Annotated in this window: 12 protein-coding genes; 10 read left to right on the top strand and 2 right to left on the bottom strand. The window is 70.3% G+C overall.

The annotated features are described in order from the left end of the window. A partial coding sequence (locus tag B2284_RS03785) for a DNA translocase FtsK (protein WP_286697208.1) occupies positions 1 to 1495 on the top strand: 1495 nt, incomplete at its 5' end. A gap of 266 nt (positions 1496 to 1761) precedes the next feature. Here B2284_RS03785 and B2284_RS03780 read toward each other — a convergent pair. Then, a complete protein-coding gene (locus B2284_RS03780) occupies positions 1762 to 3519 on the bottom strand; it encodes a TlpA family protein disulfide reductase (RefSeq protein ID WP_286697207.1) in 1758 nt (585 codons plus the stop codon). Positions 3520 to 3587: 68 nt separating this feature from the next. On the opposite strand from B2284_RS03780, the gene rimO reads away from it, so the two are divergent. The 4 genes from rimO to B2284_RS03760 all read left to right on the top strand — a co-directional run bounded on the left by rimO (position 3588) and on the right by B2284_RS03760 (position 6704). Beyond that, positions 3588 to 5069, top strand: coding sequence for a 30S ribosomal protein S12 methylthiotransferase RimO (gene rimO / locus B2284_RS03775; RefSeq protein WP_286697206.1), 1482 nt, complete (start codon positions 3588 to 3590; stop codon positions 5067 to 5069). A gap of 1 nt (position 5070) precedes the next feature. Continuing rightward, entirely contained in the window at positions 5071 to 5763 is a 693-nt protein-coding gene (gene pgsA, locus B2284_RS03770) for a CDP-diacylglycerol--glycerol-3-phosphate 3-phosphatidyltransferase (protein ID WP_006944586.1), read from the top strand. After that, positions 5760 to 6260 carry a CinA family protein gene (locus B2284_RS03765; RefSeq protein ID WP_006944589.1) on the top strand — a complete coding sequence of 167 codons (501 nt, stop codon included), beginning with the start codon at positions 5760 to 5762 and terminating at the stop codon, positions 6258 to 6260. The genes pgsA and B2284_RS03765 overlap by 4 nt, the downstream gene beginning before the upstream one ends. Before the next feature lie 150 nt (positions 6261 to 6410). Then, on the top strand, positions 6411 to 6704 hold the full coding sequence (locus B2284_RS03760; protein ID WP_006944575.1) for a helix-turn-helix domain-containing protein: 294 nt from the start codon (positions 6411 to 6413) through the stop codon (positions 6702 to 6704). 49 nt (positions 6705 to 6753) lie between these two features. On the opposite strand, the gene B2284_RS03755 is transcribed toward B2284_RS03760, so the two are convergent. After that, positions 6754 to 12147 (bottom strand): DEAD/DEAH box helicase, encoded by a 5394-nt coding sequence (locus B2284_RS03755; RefSeq protein ID WP_286697205.1) that lies wholly within the window; start codon positions 12145 to 12147, stop codon positions 6754 to 6756. Between the two features lie 98 nt (positions 12148 to 12245). Here B2284_RS03755 and B2284_RS03750 point away from each other — a divergent pair, with 98 nt between their 5' ends. The 5 genes from B2284_RS03750 to B2284_RS03730 form a co-directional block, all read left to right on the top strand. Further along, positions 12246 to 12479, top strand: a complete 234-nt coding sequence (locus tag B2284_RS03750; RefSeq protein ID WP_038567672.1) for a DUF3046 domain-containing protein — start codon at positions 12246 to 12248, stop codon at positions 12477 to 12479. Between the two features lie 407 nt (positions 12480 to 12886). Next, a complete protein-coding gene (recA, locus tag B2284_RS03745) occupies positions 12887 to 13912 on the top strand; it encodes a recombinase RecA (RefSeq protein ID WP_369815079.1) in 1026 nt (341 codons plus the stop codon). Positions 13913 to 13994: 82 nt separating this feature from the next. Continuing rightward, positions 13995 to 14921 carry a regulatory protein RecX gene (locus B2284_RS03740; protein WP_286697204.1) on the top strand — a complete coding sequence of 309 codons (927 nt, stop codon included), beginning with the start codon at positions 13995 to 13997 and terminating at the stop codon, positions 14919 to 14921. Positions 14922 to 14990: 69 nt separating this feature from the next. Continuing rightward, positions 14991 to 16523 (top strand): tRNA (N6-isopentenyl adenosine(37)-C2)-methylthiotransferase MiaB, encoded by a 1533-nt coding sequence (gene miaB / locus B2284_RS03735; RefSeq protein ID WP_074046010.1) that lies wholly within the window; start codon positions 14991 to 14993, stop codon positions 16521 to 16523. A gap of 196 nt (positions 16524 to 16719) precedes the next feature. After that, positions 16720 to 17612 (top strand): MFS transporter (locus B2284_RS03730; RefSeq protein WP_286697203.1); only part of this gene is annotated, 893 nt, incomplete at its 3' end.

The following is a 17612-nucleotide window of genomic DNA, read 5'->3' as shown; positions in this document are numbered from 1 at the left end:
CGCCGTCGCGAGCGCCGACGTGCGCATCCTGTCGCCGATCCCCGGCAAGAAGGCCATCGGTATCGAGATCCCGAACGCCGACAAGGAACTCGTCAGCCTCGGCGACGTGCTGCGCAGCCAGGCGGCGCGCAACAACACGCACCCGATGGTCATGGGTGTCGGCAAGGACGTCGAAGGCGGCTACGTCGTCGCGAACCTCGCGAAGATGCCGCACATGCTCGTCGCGGGTGCGACGGGCGCCGGTAAGTCGAGCTTCGTCAACTCGATGATCACGTCGCTGCTCATGCGGGCCACGCCCGAAGAGGTGCGCATGGTGCTCGTCGACCCCAAGCGCGTCGAACTGACGGCGTACGAGGGCATCCCGCACCTCATCACGCCGATCATCACGAACCCGAAGAAGGCCGCCGAGGCACTCGAGTGGGTCGTGCGCGAGATGGACGCACGCTACGACGACCTGGCCGCGTTCGGCTACAAGCACATCGACGAGTTCAACAAGGCGGTGCGCGCGGGCAAGGTGCAGCTGCCGCCCGACAGCAAGCGCAAGCTCGCGCCGTACCCCTACCTGCTCGTCGTCGTCGACGAGCTCGCCGACCTCATGCTCGTCGCGCCGCGCGACGTCGAGGCGTCGATCCAGCGCATCACGCAGCTCGCGCGTGCCGCCGGCATTCACCTCATCCTCGCGACGCAGCGCCCGTCCGTCGACGTCGTCACCGGCATCATCAAGGCCAACGTGCCGTCGCGCCTGGCGTTCGCGACGTCGTCGCTCGCCGACAGCCGCGTCGTGCTCGACCAGCCCGGTGCCGAGAAGCTGCTCGGTCAGGGTGACGCGCTGTTCCTGCCGATGGGTGCGAGCAAGCCGATGCGCGTGCAGGGCGCATGGGTCAACGAATCCGAGATCCACGCCGTCGTCGCGCACGTCAAGAGCCAGCTCGCGCCGAACTACCGCGAGGACGTCGCGCAGGTCGCGCCGAAGAAGGAGATCGACGACGACATCGGCGACGACCTCGACGTGCTGCTGCAGGCCGCCGAACTCGTCGTCACGACACAGTTCGGATCGACCTCGATGCTGCAGCGCAAGCTGCGCGTCGGATTCGCGAAGGCCGGGCGCCTCATGGACCTGCTCGAATCGCGCGCCATCGTCGGCCCGTCCGAGGGGTCGAAGGCGCGCGACGTGCTCGTCAAGCCCGACGACTTGCCGCAGACGCTCGCGTTGCTCAAGGGCGAGGACGTGCCCGATGCGTCGGGTGGCGACGGTTTCGCGGATGCTGACGAGGACGACGCCCTCGGCGGTAGGGGTTCGGGCGGCTCCGGGGGTTCCACGGGTGCACCCGGCTCGATGGGTGCGGGCGGTTCGATGGGAGCGGGGCCGATCGACCTCGTCGCGCAGTCGCAGGCCGACCTCGCCGAGCCGGGCGAGCAGTACTACGACGGGCACGACTCGTCCGATGACGACGGTTCTGAGGACGCCTGGAACCTCACGAGCAACGCCCGCTGACCCGCTCGTCCGCCCGCCGCTGACCCGCCCGCCGGCGGCTCGGGCGCGTCCTCATCTGCGATTCCCGTCCCCATCGGCGAATCACATCCACATGTGCGATTCCCGTCCACATTCGCGATTCTTGGTCACTTCCATGAAGGTGGCCAAGAATCGCCGTTGTGGACAGGAATCGCGAAGGTGGACGCCGTTCGCAGAAGAGGACGGGAATCGCGAACGTGGACGTAAATCGCCGATGGGGACGTCTGCGAGGGGACAGGACGGGTGCGTCAGGAGTGAGCCGGGCGGGCAGCGGCGACCTCGGTGAGGATGTCCTGCATCGTCGCCTCGATGGCATCGAATCCCGAGACGGGGCCGGCGATGAGTTCCTGCGTCGGGCCGACGGCGAACAGCGTCGGCGTGCCGACCCGCATCATCTGTGAGATGGCGAGCGGCTCGTCGATCATGACACGGGCCGGGTCGGTGCCGCGCTCGACGATGACGTCCGCCTGCGGCTGCGTCGTGACGACGTAGTGGATCGGCAGGGCACCGAGCTGTTCCTGCCACGCCGGCGCTGCGTCCATGACGTGCAGACACGACCCACACGACGGTGAGACGTAGAGAAAGATCGCTGGGCCCATCGCGCCAATCTGTCGCAGTGACGTCGTCGCGCCCGTCGCGTCCTCGAACATCATGAACGGCGTCGGCGTCGGCACGTAGTCGAGCAGATCATCGTCGCTCGCCTCTGAGGGGTCCGAGACGTTGTGAACGCCCGCGGCTTGAGGCGCTTGGTTGACGGAGGCGGCCGGAGATTCAGGGGCATCACCGGCGCGAGTGCCATCAGGGGCGACGGGCGTCTCAGCGGTGAGGGCGTCAACCCCGTGAGACTCGACGGCGCTCGACGCGGCGGCGTCGGCGGCCGGGGCGCCACTCGCGTGAGGCTTCGGAGGGTTCGGGGCCGCGGCGCCGGTGGCCGGGGCAACTGCGGGGTCCAATGGCGCGGCGTCCGAAACCCCCACGGTTGAGGTGTCGGCGGGGTTCTCGTTCGGCGCGGCACCGAGCTGGTCGGCGATGTCACCCATGAGAGCGATGACGTCCTTCGTGCCGCCCACCGGCCCGCCGGCGAGCTTGCCGTCGGCGCCGAGCAGCACGGCCGAGGGAGTGCCGACGCCGAACAGCCGCGCGATGGCGTACGTCTCGTCGAAGAGCAGGTCGAAGTCGTCGGCGTCGTCGAGGCCCGGCACGACCTCGCGCGGCGCCATCGGCAGCACGAGGCTCGTGCGCAGCGCCGGCATGGTGCGCTGCCAGGTGCGCGCGTGCTCGATGACGTCGATGCACGAGCCGCACGTCGGTGACACCAAGAGCAGCAGAACGGCTTCACGCGCCGCGAGATCGCGCAGGGTCACGCTCTGCCCGCCCGGCGTCGTGACGGCGGCGAAGGGGACGGGGACGCGCAGGTAGTCGTCCTCGTCGCCGCCGCCCGCGGTGGCCACCGGGCCCGAGACCGCAGAAGCCACCGAGTCGTCGCCGCGGTGGCCAGCGATGAGCCACGTCAGCAGCACCGCGCCCAACACGCCCGCGAGCCAGGCCCACTCGCCGCCGTCGAAATCACGCAGGCGCGCCAGGACGCCGTCACCACGCGCCGCGTCGAACAGCGACAGCGCCGCGAGCGCGACGAGGACGACGTTGCGTACCGCAGTGAATCGGTCGACGAAGCCGAGGCCGAGTTTGCCGAAGCACGAGCACGTGACGGGCTCGCCGAAGCCCAGCGCGCGCACGATGACGACGAGGTAGGCGACGAACAGCAGCACGGCCGCTACGTTGACCACGGCCGCGAGCCACCCCGACGTCACGATAAGCGCGATCGCGAGCACGATCTCGGCGACCGGCAGCAGCGTCGGCACCTTCCACCGCATGAGGAATCGCGGCAGGCGCAGGCTCGTGAAGGCCTGGGCGGCGGTCTCGAGATCCGCGAGCTTCGCGACGCCGGAGACGACGAGCACGAACGCGAGGAGGACGGCCGGGACGATCAGAGGGGCGTCATACACGCGCCAATGATAGGTCGCTCGGCGTGGGCCGAACCTTGGGCGAGGGCGGCGCCACTAGACTTTCGAGCATGACTTCCGCCCCCACCCGCAGCGTCGCCGTCGTCACCCTCGGATGCGCGCGCAACGAGGTCGACTCCGAAGAGCTCGCAGGGCGTCTGTCCGCGGAGGGCTGGACGCTCGTCGACGATGCCGCAGAGGCGGACGTCGCCGTCGTCAACACGTGCGGGTTCGTCGAGCAGGCGAAGAAGGACTCGATCGACGCGCTGCTCGAGGCGAACGAACTCAAGGAATCCGGGCGGACGCAGGCCGTCGTCGCCGTCGGCTGCCTCGCCGAGCGCTACGGCAAGCAGCTCGCCGATCAGCTGCCCGAGGCCGACGCGGTGCTCGGTTTCGATTCCTACACCGACATGTCGACGCACCTGACGTCGGTGCTCAACGGCCACAAGCCCGAGGCGCACATGCCAGGCGACCGCCGCAAGCTACTGCCGATCTCGCCCGCGAAGCGGCAGGAGGGCGCCGACGGTCTCGCGCTGCCCGGCCACGGTGCGCCGGTCAGCGAGCCGTCAGACGTCGAGGTGGCCTCGCCCGTCGCGACGCCGCGCGTCATCCGTGCCCGCCTCGACGGACGCCCGTGGGCGCCGCTGAAGATCGCGAGCGGCTGCGACCGACGGTGCGCGTTCTGCGCGATTCCCGCGTTCCGCGGCGCGTTCATCTCGCGTCGCCCCGCCGACGTCCTCGCGGAGGCGCGCTGGCTCGGTGAGCACGACGTCAAGGAGGTCTTCCTCGTCTCGGAGAATTCGACCTCCTACGGCAAGGACCTCGGTGACCTGCGCCTGCTCGACACGATGCTGCCCGAGCTCGTCGCCGTGGACGGCATCGAACGTGTGCGCGTGTCGTACCTGCAGCCCGCGGAGATCCGGCCCGACCTGCTCGACGTCATGGCGAACACGCCTGGCATCGCGCCGTACTTCGACATCTCGTTCCAGCACGCCTCCGGCCCGTTGCTGCGCACGATGCGGCGCTTCGGCGATCGCGAGTCCTTCCTCAGCCTGCTCGACGACGTGCGTCGCCGCGTGCCGAACGCGGGCATCCGTTCGAACGTCATCGTCGGGTTCCCGGGCGAGAGTGAGAAGGACCTCGACGAACTCGAACAGTTCCTCGTCGCGGCGCGCCTCGACGTCGTCGGTGTCTTCGGCTACTCCGACGAGGACGGCACCGAGGCCGAGACCTATGCCGACAAGCTGCCGCAGGACGAGATCGACGCGCGCCTCGAGCACTTCCGCACCCTGACCGAGGAGCTCAACCTGCAGCGCGCCGAGGAGCGCATTGGGGAGCGTCTCGAGGTGCTCATCGAGGCCACCGAGTCGGACGACGAGGACGACCCCGAGGCCGCCGTTCGCCATGTCGGCCGCGCCGGGCAGCAGGGCCCGGACGTCGACGGCATGACCTACGTCGAGGCCCCCGACGGGCGCGAACTGCGCGTCGGCGACATCGTCGAGGTCGAGGTCGTCGCCACCGAAGGAATCGACCTCGTCGGGGAGCTGCGCTGACGTGGCGCATCGTGCGACTCAGGGCCACACGCCCGAGGCGACCGAGGGTGGCGTGACGGACGACGCAGCCTGCGAGCCTGCGGCCCCCGTCGACGCGCCTGCGGGCCGCGAGACCGTCAGCGACTGGAACATTGCGAACGCCCTGACGATGGGTCGCATCGCGCTCGTGCCGTTCTTCGGCTGGTTCCTCGTCGCTCGCGGCGGGCACGACGACACGTTCCGCATCATCGCGTTCGTGCTGTTCGCCGTCGCGGCGATCACCGACCGCATCGACGGCGACATCGCCCGCAAGCGTGGACTCGTCACCGACTTCGGCAAGCTGATGGACCCGATCGCCGACAAGGCCCTCACCGGCATGGCGTTCGTCGGCCTGTCACTCATCGACGTCGTGCCGTGGTGGGCGACCGTGCTCATCCTCGCGCGCGAGATCGCCGTCACCGCACTGCGATTCGTCGTCATCCGCCGCAGCCACCGCGTCATGCCGGCCAGCCGCGGCGGCAAGATCAAGACGGCGCTGCAGGCACTCGCAGCCGGCCTGTTCGTGCTGCCGCTGCCGTGGGTCGGGCACGCGCTGGCGTGGGCGATTCTCGCGGGCGCGATCGTCGTCACCGTCGTCACCGGCGTCGACTACTTCGTCCAGGCGGCGCGGCTCAACCGCCGTCATGGGGGGCGCGGGACGGAAGGGTCGGCATGAGCGTGGGAGCGTCCGAGACGGCTCAGCGGCTCGTCGAGGATTTCACCCGTCGCGGGCTGAGGTTCGCCTGCGCAGAATCGCTGACGGCGGGGCTCGTCAGCGCGGGGATCGCCGACGTCCCCGGCGCCAGCCGTGTGCTGCGCGGCGCGGCCGTCACCTATGCGACGGAGGCGAAAGCCGCCGTCCTCGGGGTGGACGAAGCTCTGCTCGCCGAACGCGGAGCCGTCGATGCCGAGGTCGCCACCCAGATGGCGCGCCGTGCGCTACGTCTCTTCGAAGCCGACGTGGCCGCCGCGACGACGGGCGTTGCCGGGCCGAGCGAACAGGACGGTCAACCTGTCGGACGCTGCTACGTGGCGATCGCGGTCGTGGACCGGGAATCCGAGCCCGACGGTGTGCGTTGTCACGTTCAAGAGTTCACCTTCAGCGGTGATCGTGCGGCGATCCGTCAGGCTGCGAGCGAAGCAGCATGGCGGATGAGCCTCGACCAGGCGTGAGGGCTCACACGATCCGTATGGAACACGCCGCCGACGAAACCGTCGTCGGCGGCTCGTCCACGGCGGCCCTCGGAGGTTTGTCACCCGTCGCCGCTACAGTGAGAGCAACCACAACTGGCACGCACGTGCCATCGTCACCAGGAGATACGCATGATCTTGCTTCGCGAAGAGCTCGGTGACGTGCTGCGCTCCCAGCGTCAGGCGCAGGGGCGCACCCTGCGCGAGGTCTCGAAGGCGGCGCGCGTCTCGCTCGGTTACCTGAGCGAGATCGAGCGCGGCGAGAAGGAAGCCTCGTCCGAGCTGCTCGCCGCCGTCTGCGAGGCGCTCGAGCTGCCGATGTCGCAGACACTGCACCTCGTCGCCCAGAACGTCGCGCGCGCCGAGGCTGCGCACGCACCCCTCGTCCTGCACCCCAACCGTGCGGCGGTCGCCAAGGCTGCGTGACGGCCCTCGGCTGAGCGGCGCCGTCGCGGGGAGCCCGCCGTGGTGATGCTCAGCGTCGCTTGCGGATGCCGTGCGGCCCGGCGACGAACCCCGCGTCCATCAGCGCCTTCACGATCGGCTCCTCCGAGGTGAGGGCGCTGATCCCGTTCACCGTCTTGATGCTGAGCGAGTCGACCTGGCCGCCGCTGACGAGCCCCGCCAATCGTGCGCCCACCTCCGGCCAGACGGCGTCCTCGGCCGTCCAGGTGAGGGCCGTGCGGCCGCCGCGTTCCACGTAGGCGACGAGAGCGCCGTCGGCGATGACGACGAGCGCGCCCGCCTTGCGCCCGGGACGGTGACCGGCGTGCTCGTCACGTGCCGGAGGCCACGGCAGCGCCGCACCGAACGGGTTGGCCGGGTCGCAGGCCGCGAGCACGAGACACTCGACGGGCCGCGAACCCCACGGATCGGGCTCCGGCGCGCGCGTCGCACGCAGCGCATCGACGGCGACCGACGCCCCGAACTGCGAGGCACCGAGACCTTCGACGAAGTAGCCGCGCCGCACGAGCCCGCGCTCCTCGGCGCCGGCGAGCACCTTGTAGACGGCGGCGAACCCGCCGACGACGTCCTCGTCGACGACGGCGCCGCGCGTCACGATGCCGTGGCGGGCGAGCAGCCCCTCGGCCCGCGTGAACGTGCGTTCGGTGAGATCATCCTCGGCTGCGGGCAGGAGGCGCCATCGTCCGACGGCGGTCGGAGGGGTCCTACCGGCGGCCGCTGCGCTGGGGCGGCCGGCACGCGACGACAACGACGGACCCCGCAGGCGGGCATACCGCGAGCCGCGCGCCGTCGACACCCGCGGCTTGTGCGCACTCGCGCCGCCGGCGAGCAGAGCGCGCACGGGCGCGAACGTATCGCCGCTGACGTGACCGTTCCACACCGCGTCCCACAGCGCGCTCGTGAGAGCCGAGTCGTCCGCGGTTGCCAGGCGAGTGCGCAGATCGGCGAACAGGTGGCTGCCACCAACCCCGAGGGCTCGCGCCACTGCGGCGCCGGTGAGGGGCGAACGCCCCTTCTGCGTCCCGGTCTGAGTGGGCGCTGCCGTCCTGTCGTCGCGGGACTCAGCGGTCGCGCCGTGCGCACCTGAGTCAGCCGTCATCGGGGCGGCGGCACCCGCCACCTCGGCGAGTTGGTCGGCGGGTGGTTCGCTCACACCCGAGCCATTGACGTCGGCATCGTCGGTGTTATCGACAACGCCAGAGGCCGCCGCGTCGGATGTCTGCGCATCTGGCTCGGCGTCAGATCGGGCGGCACCAGATCTCGCAATCTCGGACGATGCGGCAGCGGCCGTCGACCGCTCTTCTGCGGGCGCCTCACGGCCGGGGGCGTCGAGCTCACTCGGAAGGGCGTGCGCGGCCAGCGTCAGGGGAGCGGTGTCGGGGAAGTGGAAACTGATCCAACCGTCGTCGGCGGAGATGCTGCCGTGCCCCTGCCACAGCAGTTCACCGGCGGCGAGCAGCTCGTCGAGGTCGGAGGGGCGGTAGTTCGTCACGCGGGCCGGCAGGATGAGGCTCTCGATCGCGGACGCGGGCAGCGGCACCCCGACGAGCGGTTCGAGGGCGGCGAGCACACCGTCGGGTCCGCGCAGCCCCCCACCCACCTGCTGCCAGCGCGGCAGGAAACGGGCGTACTGCTCCGCGGCGACCGGTTCGATCTCCGCGCGCAATGACGCCAGCGACATGCGTCGCAGCGTGCGCAAGACGCCCGGGTCGCAGAACTCCCCGTCACGATCGCCGCCGCCGAGCGAGTCGGGCAGCAGAGCTCCGTGGACGAGGCGCGAGTCGTGCGCGAGCCGCGTCAGCGCACTCGTGACGACGGCGACGCCGAGGCCGTAGTGTCGCGCCGCGCGGGCCGCGGTGAACGGGGCGTGGCTCGCCGCGTATCGCAGCAGTAGATCGTCGAGCGGCGCCGTCACGGGTTCGAGATACGCCTGCGCAACGCCGGGCGGAAGCGCGACACCGAGCGCATCCCGCAGACGCGACGCGTCCTCGATCGCGGCGAGGCGCACGTCACCGCCCCAACGCACCTCGATGGCGCGCCGGGCCGCGACGAGTTCGCGCCACCACGGCTCGACGTCGCGGGCCTCGGCACCGGGAGGTGGGTCGAGCTCCGACTCATGGTCGGCCGCGTCCGACCCCACGTCGTCAGCCGTCACGTCCGTCGAGGTCGCCTCCACCGCGTCGTCGCCGGTCTCCGCCAGCTCACCTGCCGCCGTCGGCGCCGGACCGGATGACTCCGCCTGCGATACCACCGGGTCGGCCGACGACGTCGAGGCCGGCACAGCCCTTGCGGCGATCTCCTCGAGCGTCAGCGGGCCAAGGGCGCGCAGGGCATCGGCGAGATCCTCGGCATGGCGCAGACGCCGGTCGGGCGCGAGCCGTTGGGTGCGCGACTCGAACAACCGCACGACGTCGGGGTCGAGCAGGTCGGCGACGGACAGTCCGCCGGCGGACCCGAGCAGGTCGGCGAGCAACTCCGGGTCGAGCGACAACGCGGCGGCGCGCCGCTCCGCGAGCGGCGAATCGCCCTCGTAGAGGAACTGCGCGACGTAGCTGAACAGCATCGCCTTGGCGTACGGGCTCGGCGACGTCGTCTGCGTGTGCACGACACGCACCTCGCGCTTGGCGATGGAACGCATGAGATTCACGAGGCCGGGCACGTCGTAGACGTCCTGCAGCACCTCACGCACCGCCTCGAGGACGATCGGGAAGCTGGGGTAGGCGCTCGCGACCTCGAGCAGCTGCGCGGCCCGCTGACGTTGCTGCCACAGCGCCTGACGCTTGCCCGGGTTACCGCGCGGCAGCAGCAGCGCACGCGCGGCGCACTCGCGGAATCGCGCCGCGAACAGGGGCGTGCCGCCGACCTGATGGGTGACGATGTCGGCCACATCGTCCGGGTCGAGCACGATCGCCTCGATGAGGGCGTTCGTCAGGGTGTCGTCATCGCCCTCGGTCTCGAGCAGGCGGAAGACCAGCCCGTCATCGGTGTGCATGGCCTGCACCTCGACGCCGAACCGCTCCGCCATCCGGGCGCTGACGGCGAGCGCCCACGGTGCGTGCACGGACGCGCCGAAGGGGGAGTGCACGACGATGCGCCAGTCGCCCATCTCGTCGCGGAAGCGTTCGATGACGACGGTGCGGTCGGTCGGCATGTGCCCGACGGCTTCCTGTTGCTCACGCAGGTAGGTGAGCAGGTTGCGGGCGGCGAGTTCGTCGAGCCCGAGTTCGCGGGCGCGCGTGAGGGCGTCGTCGTCGCTCGTCTCGGCCATCTCCCGGGTGAACGCACCGATCGCCTCACCGAGTTCGAGGGGTCGCGACAGTGCGTCACCCTTCCAGAACGGCAACCGCGCCACCTGCCCCGGCGCGGGGGTGACGAGCACCTGATCGCGCGTGATGTCCTCGATGCGCCACGTGCTCGTGCCGAGGGTGAACACATCTCCGACGCGGCTCTCGTAGACCATCTCCTCGTCGAGTTCGCCGACGCGGCGCCCCGGCCCGTCGCCGCCCGCGAGGAAGACGCCGTACAGGCCGCGGTCGGGGATGGTGCCGCCGGAGGTGACGGCCAGTCGTTGCGCGCCGGGGCGCGAGCGCAGCACGTCGTCGCTGCGATCCCAGACGATGCGGGCGCGCAGCTCACGGAAGGTGTCGCTCGGGTACAGCCCCGACAGCATGTCGAGGACGGAGTCGAGGACGCTGCCCGTCAGACCCGCGAACGACGCCGCGCGACGCAGCACCCGTTCGAGGTCATCGCGACGCCACTCGTCCATCGCAACCATCGCGACAACCTGTTGCGCGAGAACGTCGAGGGGGTTGGCCGGAACCGCGATCGACTCGATGAGGCCGCGCCGCATGCGGTCGACGACGACCGCGGCGCTCAGCAGATCGCCGCGGTACTTGGGGAAGAGCACACCGTGGCTCGTCGCCCCGACCTGGTGACCCGCACGGCCGATGCGCTGCAGCCCGCTCGCCACGCTCGGTGGCGATTCGACCTGTACGACGAGATCGATCGCGCCCATGTCGATGCCGAGTTCCAACGAACTCGTCGCGACGACGGCGGGCAGGCGCCCCGCCTTGAGCTGGCCCTCGATCTCCGCCCGCACGTCCTTGCTCACCGACCCGTGGTGAGCGCGCGCGATGACGGCCGGCGTGCCCGCCGACGTCCCGGCACCGCCGATGAGCGCCGCAGGTGGGGTCGAGGCGCGCGCGTCATACCCAGGCATGACCTCGTCGCGGGTTGCCCGGCCATCTCCGGCGCGAGCCTCGTCAGCCCGGGCAGCGCCGGTCATGGCGTCGCCGACGGGGCCTGTGGCCCACGGGTCGACGAGGGAGCTCGACGATGCCTGCGCTGGCTTGTCCGCGTCTGCGTCGATCGCGTCGTCGTCGTTCAGATCGGCCTCGTCGAGGTCGATGTCGTCTGCCCCGGCTGAGCTGCCGAGCGCTTCCGCCTGCGCCGCGGCGTCGAGGCGCTCGGCCCAGATCTCGTTGAGGCGTGCCGTCAGACGCTCGGCGAGTCGCCGCGAGTTGGCGAACACGAGCGTCGAGGTGTGCGCGGCGATGAGGTCGACGATGCGTTCCTCGACGTGGGGCCAGATCGACGCCGTCCGCTCCGGGGCGTGATCGTCGAACGAGGCGTCGTCGTCCCGCGGGCTGGAGGCGAGGTCTGCCATGTCCTCGACGGGGACGACGACGTCGAGCTCCCACGTCTTCGTGATCGGCGGCGCGACCGTCGTGACGGGGCGCCCGCCGGCGAGATAGCGCTCGACCTCGCTGATCGGGCGGACGGTGGCCGAAAGGCCGATGCGCTGCGCGGGGGAGTCGAGCAACTCGTCGAGGCGTTCGAGCGTGACGGCGAGGTGCGCGCCACGCTTGGTGCCCGCGACGGCGTGGATCTCGTCGATGATGACGTACTGCACGCCCTTCAGCCGCTCGCGCGCGTTGCTCGTCAGAAGCAGGAACAGCGACTCCGGGGTCGTGATGAGGACATCGGCGCCCTTGCTCGCGAAGTCGCGCCGCTGCTTCGGAGTCGTGTCGCCGGAACGCACCGCCACCGAGACCTCGGGCTCGCTCAGGCCGAGGCGCGTCGCCGCGTGACGGATGCCGACGAGGGGGGAGCGCAGGTTGCGTTCGACGTCGACGGCGAGGGCCTTCATCGGCGAGACGTACAGGACCCGGCAGCGGTGGTCGGCGTCGGGCTGCGCGTCGTCGCCTGCGTGCATGACCTGGTCGAGCCCCCACAGGAAGGCGCTCAGGGTCTTGCCCGAACCGGTCGGGGCGACGACGAGCGTGTGCTGCCCCTCACTGATCGCTTCCCACGCGCCCTCCTGAGCGGGGGTGGGTGCGCCGAACGTGCCCGTGAACCACTCACGGGTGGCCGGCCAGAAACGTTCGACGACAGGGCTGTTCATGCGCCCAAGCGTGCCACGCGGCGCCGACAACCCCGTCGTTTCGCGGTTTTCGCCCCGTCAGGTTGCCCCCGCAGTGGCCCGTGGGCGAGGGTGGCGGGGTGCGAGAGAGTGAGTTCAACCGCCTCATGGCAGACGAGTTCGGCGACGCCTACGGCTCGATGGTGGCGAGCAGCCACGTCTTCGGCGCGCTCGACGGGCGCACCGCGAACGAGGCGCTCGCGGCAGGCGTCCCCGCCCGACGGGTCTGGCTGGCCGTGTGCGACGCCTTCGACATCCCCGAGGAGCGCCGCCTGGGCCGCGACCGGCCCGTCATCGACCACCCGTTCGAGTGAGGCCGTCTCGGTTCCGATGAGCCGGGCGGGTCGTCCCGGCAGTGGGTAGGGGTGAGCGGAACGAGAATGGCGGGTGCCGCCGTCGCGGGTCTGAGGTGGCTCGTCGACCGCACGCGGACACGCCACGCGACGTTGTTCGAACGCGTGTTCTATTTCGTGTAATGTGGTCCACAGATGCGACGCCGGGGAACCCTTCTCCACAGCGTGCGTGGCCCGTGATTCCGGTGTTGTCGGTGGTCGCATCTAGCGTCTGATTCGACACGAGGTCACCCAGCACGTCGGCCTCCTCGTCGATCGCCGGTAGGCGCGACCACCCACGATTTCGAAGGAGAAGGGCCATGGCCAAGGCACCCACCACCCCCAACCCGTCAGCATCGGGCGACAAGATCAAGTCGCTCGACACCGTGATGGCTCAGATCGAGAAGGCCCACGGCAAGGGCTCGATCATGCGCCTCGGCGAGGACGTGCGTCCTCCGATCGAGGTCATCCCCACCAGCTCGATCGCGCTCGACGTCGCGCTCGGCATCGGTGGCCTGCCCCGTGGCCGTGTCGTCGAGATCTACGGCCCGGAATCGTCGGGTAAGACGACGGTCGCGCTCCACGCCGTCGCCAATGCGCAGAAGGCCGGCGGCATCGCGGCCTTCATCGACGCCGAGCACGCGCTCGACCCGGAGTACGCCCGCAAGCTCGGTGTCGACACCGACTCGCTGCTCGTCAGCCAGCCCGACACGGGTGAGCAGGCGCTCGAGATCGCGGACATGCTGATCCGTTCCGGTTCGCTCGACATCATCGTCATCGACTCGGTCGCTGCGCTCGTGCCCCGCGCGGAGATCGAGGGCGAGATGGGTGACAGCCACGTCGGTCTGCAGGCGCGCCTCATGTCGCAGGCGCTGCGCAAGATCACCGGTGCGCTCAACTCGACCGGCACGACGGCGATCTTCATCAACCAGCTGCGCGAGAAGATCGGTGTCATGTTCGGCTCCCCGGAGACGACGACCGGTGGTAAGGCCCTCAAGTTCTACGCGTCCGTCCGCATCGACGTGCGCCGCATCGAGACGCTCAAGGACGGTTCGGAGCCGGTCGGCAACCGCACTCGCGCCAAGATCGTCAAGAACAAGGTGGCGCCGCCGTTCAAGCAGGCGGAGTTCGACATCCTCTACGGCCAGGGCATCTCGCGCGAGGGTGGCCTCATCGACATGGGTGTCGAGCAGGGCTTCGTCCGCAAGTCGGGTGCCTGGTACACGTACGAGGGCGACCAGTTGGGGCAAGGCAAGGAGAACGCCCGCACCTTCCTCAAGGACAACCCGCAGCTCACCGATGAACTCGAGCTCAAGATCAAGAAGAAGCTCGGCATCATCCCGGACGACGACGCGGTGCTCGAGGGCCTCGACCCGGACGCGCCCATCGACGCCGAGGTCATGGTCGACTTCTGATCGACGCCACGACGCGGCGGTGACGCCTCTGCTCCGACCGGGGATCGACGTCGCCGCGTGTGGGAGACGGTGAGCGCGACACATGCCTTCACGACCTGACGACGTCAGGCAGTCTCTGGGGCTGCCCGACTTCGTCGACCCCGTCGACGTCGGCGAGGCGAGCCTCGCCGCGTCACAGACGTGGGGCGACGAGCGACCGGCCACGGCGCGCGGCTTGTCGACCGGCGACCCTGCCGCCGGAGTCGCTCGTCCCTTCGGCTCGGCGGGCCACGAAAGCCGCTTCGCCGGTGACGACAGTGGTGACGGCGACAACGCCAGCGCCCGGCCCGGCCGCGCCGGGCGCCGGCGCCAGGGCGGTTCGGCGTCCGGGTACGGCCAATCATCGTTCGGTACGTCGTCCTTCGGCGCCTCGTCCTCGGGCGTAGGCGCGCGCTCAGGCGCCAAGCGCAAGGCCAAGGAGCAGCTGACGTGGGCCGAGAAAGCCGAGCGGCGCGAGAAGCGGGCAGCGGCGCGACGGGAAGCCGAGGCAGCTGAGCGCGAGAAGGACCCGATCGGGTACGCGCGCGAGATCGTCCTCACGCAGCTCACGGCGATGCCGCGCAGCCGCTCGCAGCTCGCCGACAAGCTGCGTGAGAAGGAGGTGAGCGAGGACGTCATCGACGTCGTCCTCGACCGCATGGAGGACGTCGGGCTCGTCGACGACGAGGCCTATGCCGCCATGCTCGTGCGTTCGAAGCTCGCCTCCCGGGGGCTCGCCCGTCGCGCGCTGCGTCAGGAGCTCAAGCGCAAGGGCATCGACGACGACGTCGCGACCGTCGCGCTCGAACAGGTCGACGACGATGTCGAACGCGAGCACGCTCTCGTCCTGGCGCGCAAGAAGATGGTGACGATGAGCCGGCTTGACGAGCCGACGCAGACGCGCCGCCTCGCCGGGCTGCTCGCTCGCAAGGGCTACTCGGGCGAGCTCGTGTGGTCCGTCATCCGTCAGGTGCAGGAGGAAGCGTCATGAGCGAGCACGAATCAGGCCCCGTAGCGCCCCGGAACCCGACCACGCCGACCGGCGTAGACTTGGACAGCCATGGCTAAGACGTATGAGGTGCGCACCCACGGGTGCCAGATGAATGTCCACGACTCCGAGCGCATCTCGGGGCTGCTCGAACAGGCCGGTTACACCGACTTCGCGGCGCTTCCGGAGACGGAGCGCTCCGAGAACCCCGATCTCGTCGTGTTCAACACGTGCGCCGTCCGCGAGAACGCAGCGAACAAGCTCTACGGCAACCTCGGGCACCTGCGTCCGACGAAGGACGCGACGCCGGGCATGCAGATCGCCGTCGGCGGCTGCCTCGCGCAGAAGGACCGCGCGACGATCGTCGAGCGCGCGCCGTGGGTCGACGTCGTCTTCGGTACGCACAACGTCGGCTCGCTGCCCGCCCTGCTCGATCGTGCCCGTCACAACGCCGAGGCCCAGGTGGAGATCCTCGAGAGCCTCGAGGTCTTCCCCTCGACGCTCCCCACGCGTCGCGACTCGGCCTATTCCGGCTGGGTGTCGATCTCCGTCGGCTGCAACAACACGTGCACGTTCTGCATCGTGCCGGCGCTGCGCGGCAAGGAGAAGGACCGTCGCCCCGGTGAGATCCTCGCCGAGGTGAAGGCCCTCGTCGCGCAGGGCGTCGTCGAGATCACGCTGCTCGGGCAGAACGTCAACACCTACGGCGTCGAGTTCGGCGACCGTCAGGCGTTCAGCAAGCTGCTGCGCGCGTGCGGCGAGATCGAGGGCCTCGAGCGGGTGCGTTTCACGAGCCCGCACCCCGCGGCGTTCACCGACGACGTCATCGACGCGATGGCGGAGACGCCGAACGTCATGCCGAGCCTGCACATGCCGCTGCAGTCGGGCAGCGACAAGGTGCTCAAGGACATGCGCCGCAGCTACCGCAGCAAGAAGTTCCTCGGCATCATCGAGAAGGTCCGCGAGAAGATGCCGGACGCGGCGATCACGACCGACATCATCGTCGGTTTCCCCGGCGAGACGGAGGAGGACTTCCAGGGCACCCTCGACGTCGTCGAGGCCTCCCGCTTCAGCTCGGCGTTCACGTTCCAGTACTCGATCCGCCCTGGCACGCCGGCCGCGACGATGGACGACCAGATCCCCAAGGAGGTCGTCCAGGAGCGTTTCGAGCGCCTCATCGAGCTGCAGGAACGCGTCTCCTGGGCGGGCAACCGCGAGCAGGAGGGGCGCACCGTCGAGGTGCTCGTCGCGCCGAGCGAGGGCCGCAAGGACGCCGAGACGCACCGCATGTCGGGCCGGGCGCGGGACAACCGTCTCGTCCACTTCGCCGTGCCGGAGGGTGCCGAGCGCCCGCGCCCCGGTGACATGGTGACGGTCGACGTCACGTACGGCGCGCCGCACCACCTCGTCGCCGACTCCGGTCTCGACGGCGGCACGTACAGCGTGCGCCGCACCCGCGGTGGTGATGCCTGGCAGGCGTTGCAGGACACGGCGGCCGACGGTACGCCGACCGGCGCCGCGAAGCCCGCCGTCAGCCTCGGCATGCCGTCGATCGGGCAGCCGCAGATGCCCGTCGCGACGGCGCCAGCCTGCGCCGCGAACTGAACCTCGCGCGGCAGCGACGGCGGCGCTGACCATCGCGCCGCCGCACGTGAGGCACCCACGTCGGCTCGTCCGGCGATCTCGTCATGACAGGAGCAGGATTCCCACGAGTGCGCAGCTGACGCCGCAGGCGCCGCGCGGTTATCGGCGCGGCACCAACGGCTACACCCGGATCACGACCGCGCTGTTCGCGGCGGGGATGGCGACGTTCATCTCGATGTACTCGGCGCAGGCCGTCCTGCCGCAGCTCGCTCGCGAGTTCGATGTCTCCCCGGCGACGTCGGCGCTCGCCGTCAGCGCGACGACGGGCGTGCTGGCCTTCGCGATCGTGCCGGCGAGCATCCTGTCGGAGCGGTTCGGGCGCATCCGTGTCATGGCGGCGTCGGCTCTGGTCTCCGCGCTCATCGGCCTGCTCATCCCGCTCGCGCACGATCTCGGTGTCGTGCTCGCCGGTCGCGCGCTGCAGGGCCTGACGCTCGCGGGCGTGCCGGCCGTCGCCATGGCGTACCTCGCGGAGGAGGTCGACGGGCGCGATCTGGGCGCCGCGATGGGCCGTTATATCGCGGGCACGACGATCGGTGGGCTGTCGGGGCGCCTCGTCGCGGGGCTGGCCCTCGACGTCGTCAGTTGGCGGTGGGCGATGGAGGTGGCAGCCGTCGTGGCCCTCGTCTTCACGGCCGTTTTCGTGCGCCTCGCGCCGCCGAGCCGGTTCTTCGCGGCCAAACCGATCGGTGTTCGAGCATCGATGCACAACGTCGCGACGCATCTGCGCAACGCACGCGTCATGGCGCTCGTGGCGATTGCGTTCCTGCTCATGGGCGGGTTCGTGTCGCTCTACAACATCCTCGGCTTCCGTCTGCTCGATGAGCCGTTCGCGCTGCCGCAGGCGCTCGTCAGCGTCGTGTTCGTCATGTACCTGTCGGGGACGGTGACGTCGGCGTGGGCGGGGCGCCTCGCCGACCGGTTCGGCCGCGGCCGGGTGCTGCTCGCGTCGATCACGTTCATGCTCGTCGGTCTCGCCCTCGCGTGGGTCGACTGGTTGCCCGGCGTGCTCGTCGGCATGCTCGTGTTCACGGGCGCGTTCTTCGCCGC

Origin of the sequence: Dermacoccus sp. UBA1591 (assembly GCF_002322065.1) — a bacterium.
Taxonomy (GTDB): Bacteria; Actinomycetota; Actinomycetes; order Actinomycetales; family Dermatophilaceae; genus Dermacoccus; species Dermacoccus nishinomiyaensis.
Note: the sequence above shows the minus strand (reverse complement) of the source record. Positions and strands in the feature narration are given on the sequence as shown.

Bases quoted from the DNA above. Each gene is read 5' to 3' on its own strand.
- rimO (WP_286697206.1), top strand. From the start codon at position 3,588: ATGACTTCCGCCCCCACCCGCAGCGTCGCCGTCGTCACCCTCGGATGC.
- B2284_RS03765 (WP_006944589.1), top strand. From the start codon at position 5,760: ATGAGCGTGGGAGCGTCCGAGACGGCTCAGCGGCTCGTCGAGGATTTC.
- B2284_RS03760 (WP_006944575.1), top strand. From the start codon at position 6,411: ATGATCTTGCTTCGCGAAGAGCTCGGTGACGTGCTGCGCTCCCAGCGT.
- B2284_RS03755 (WP_286697205.1), bottom strand. From the start codon at position 12,147: ATGAACAGCCCTGTCGTCGAACGTTTCTGGCCGGCCACCCGTGAGTGG.
- recA (WP_369815079.1), top strand. From the start codon at position 12,887: ATGGCTCAGATCGAGAAGGCCCACGGCAAGGGCTCGATCATGCGCCTC.
- B2284_RS03740 (WP_286697204.1), top strand. From the start codon at position 13,995: ATGCCTTCACGACCTGACGACGTCAGGCAGTCTCTGGGGCTGCCCGAC.
- miaB (WP_074046010.1), top strand. From the start codon at position 14,991: ATGGCTAAGACGTATGAGGTGCGCACCCACGGGTGCCAGATGAATGTC.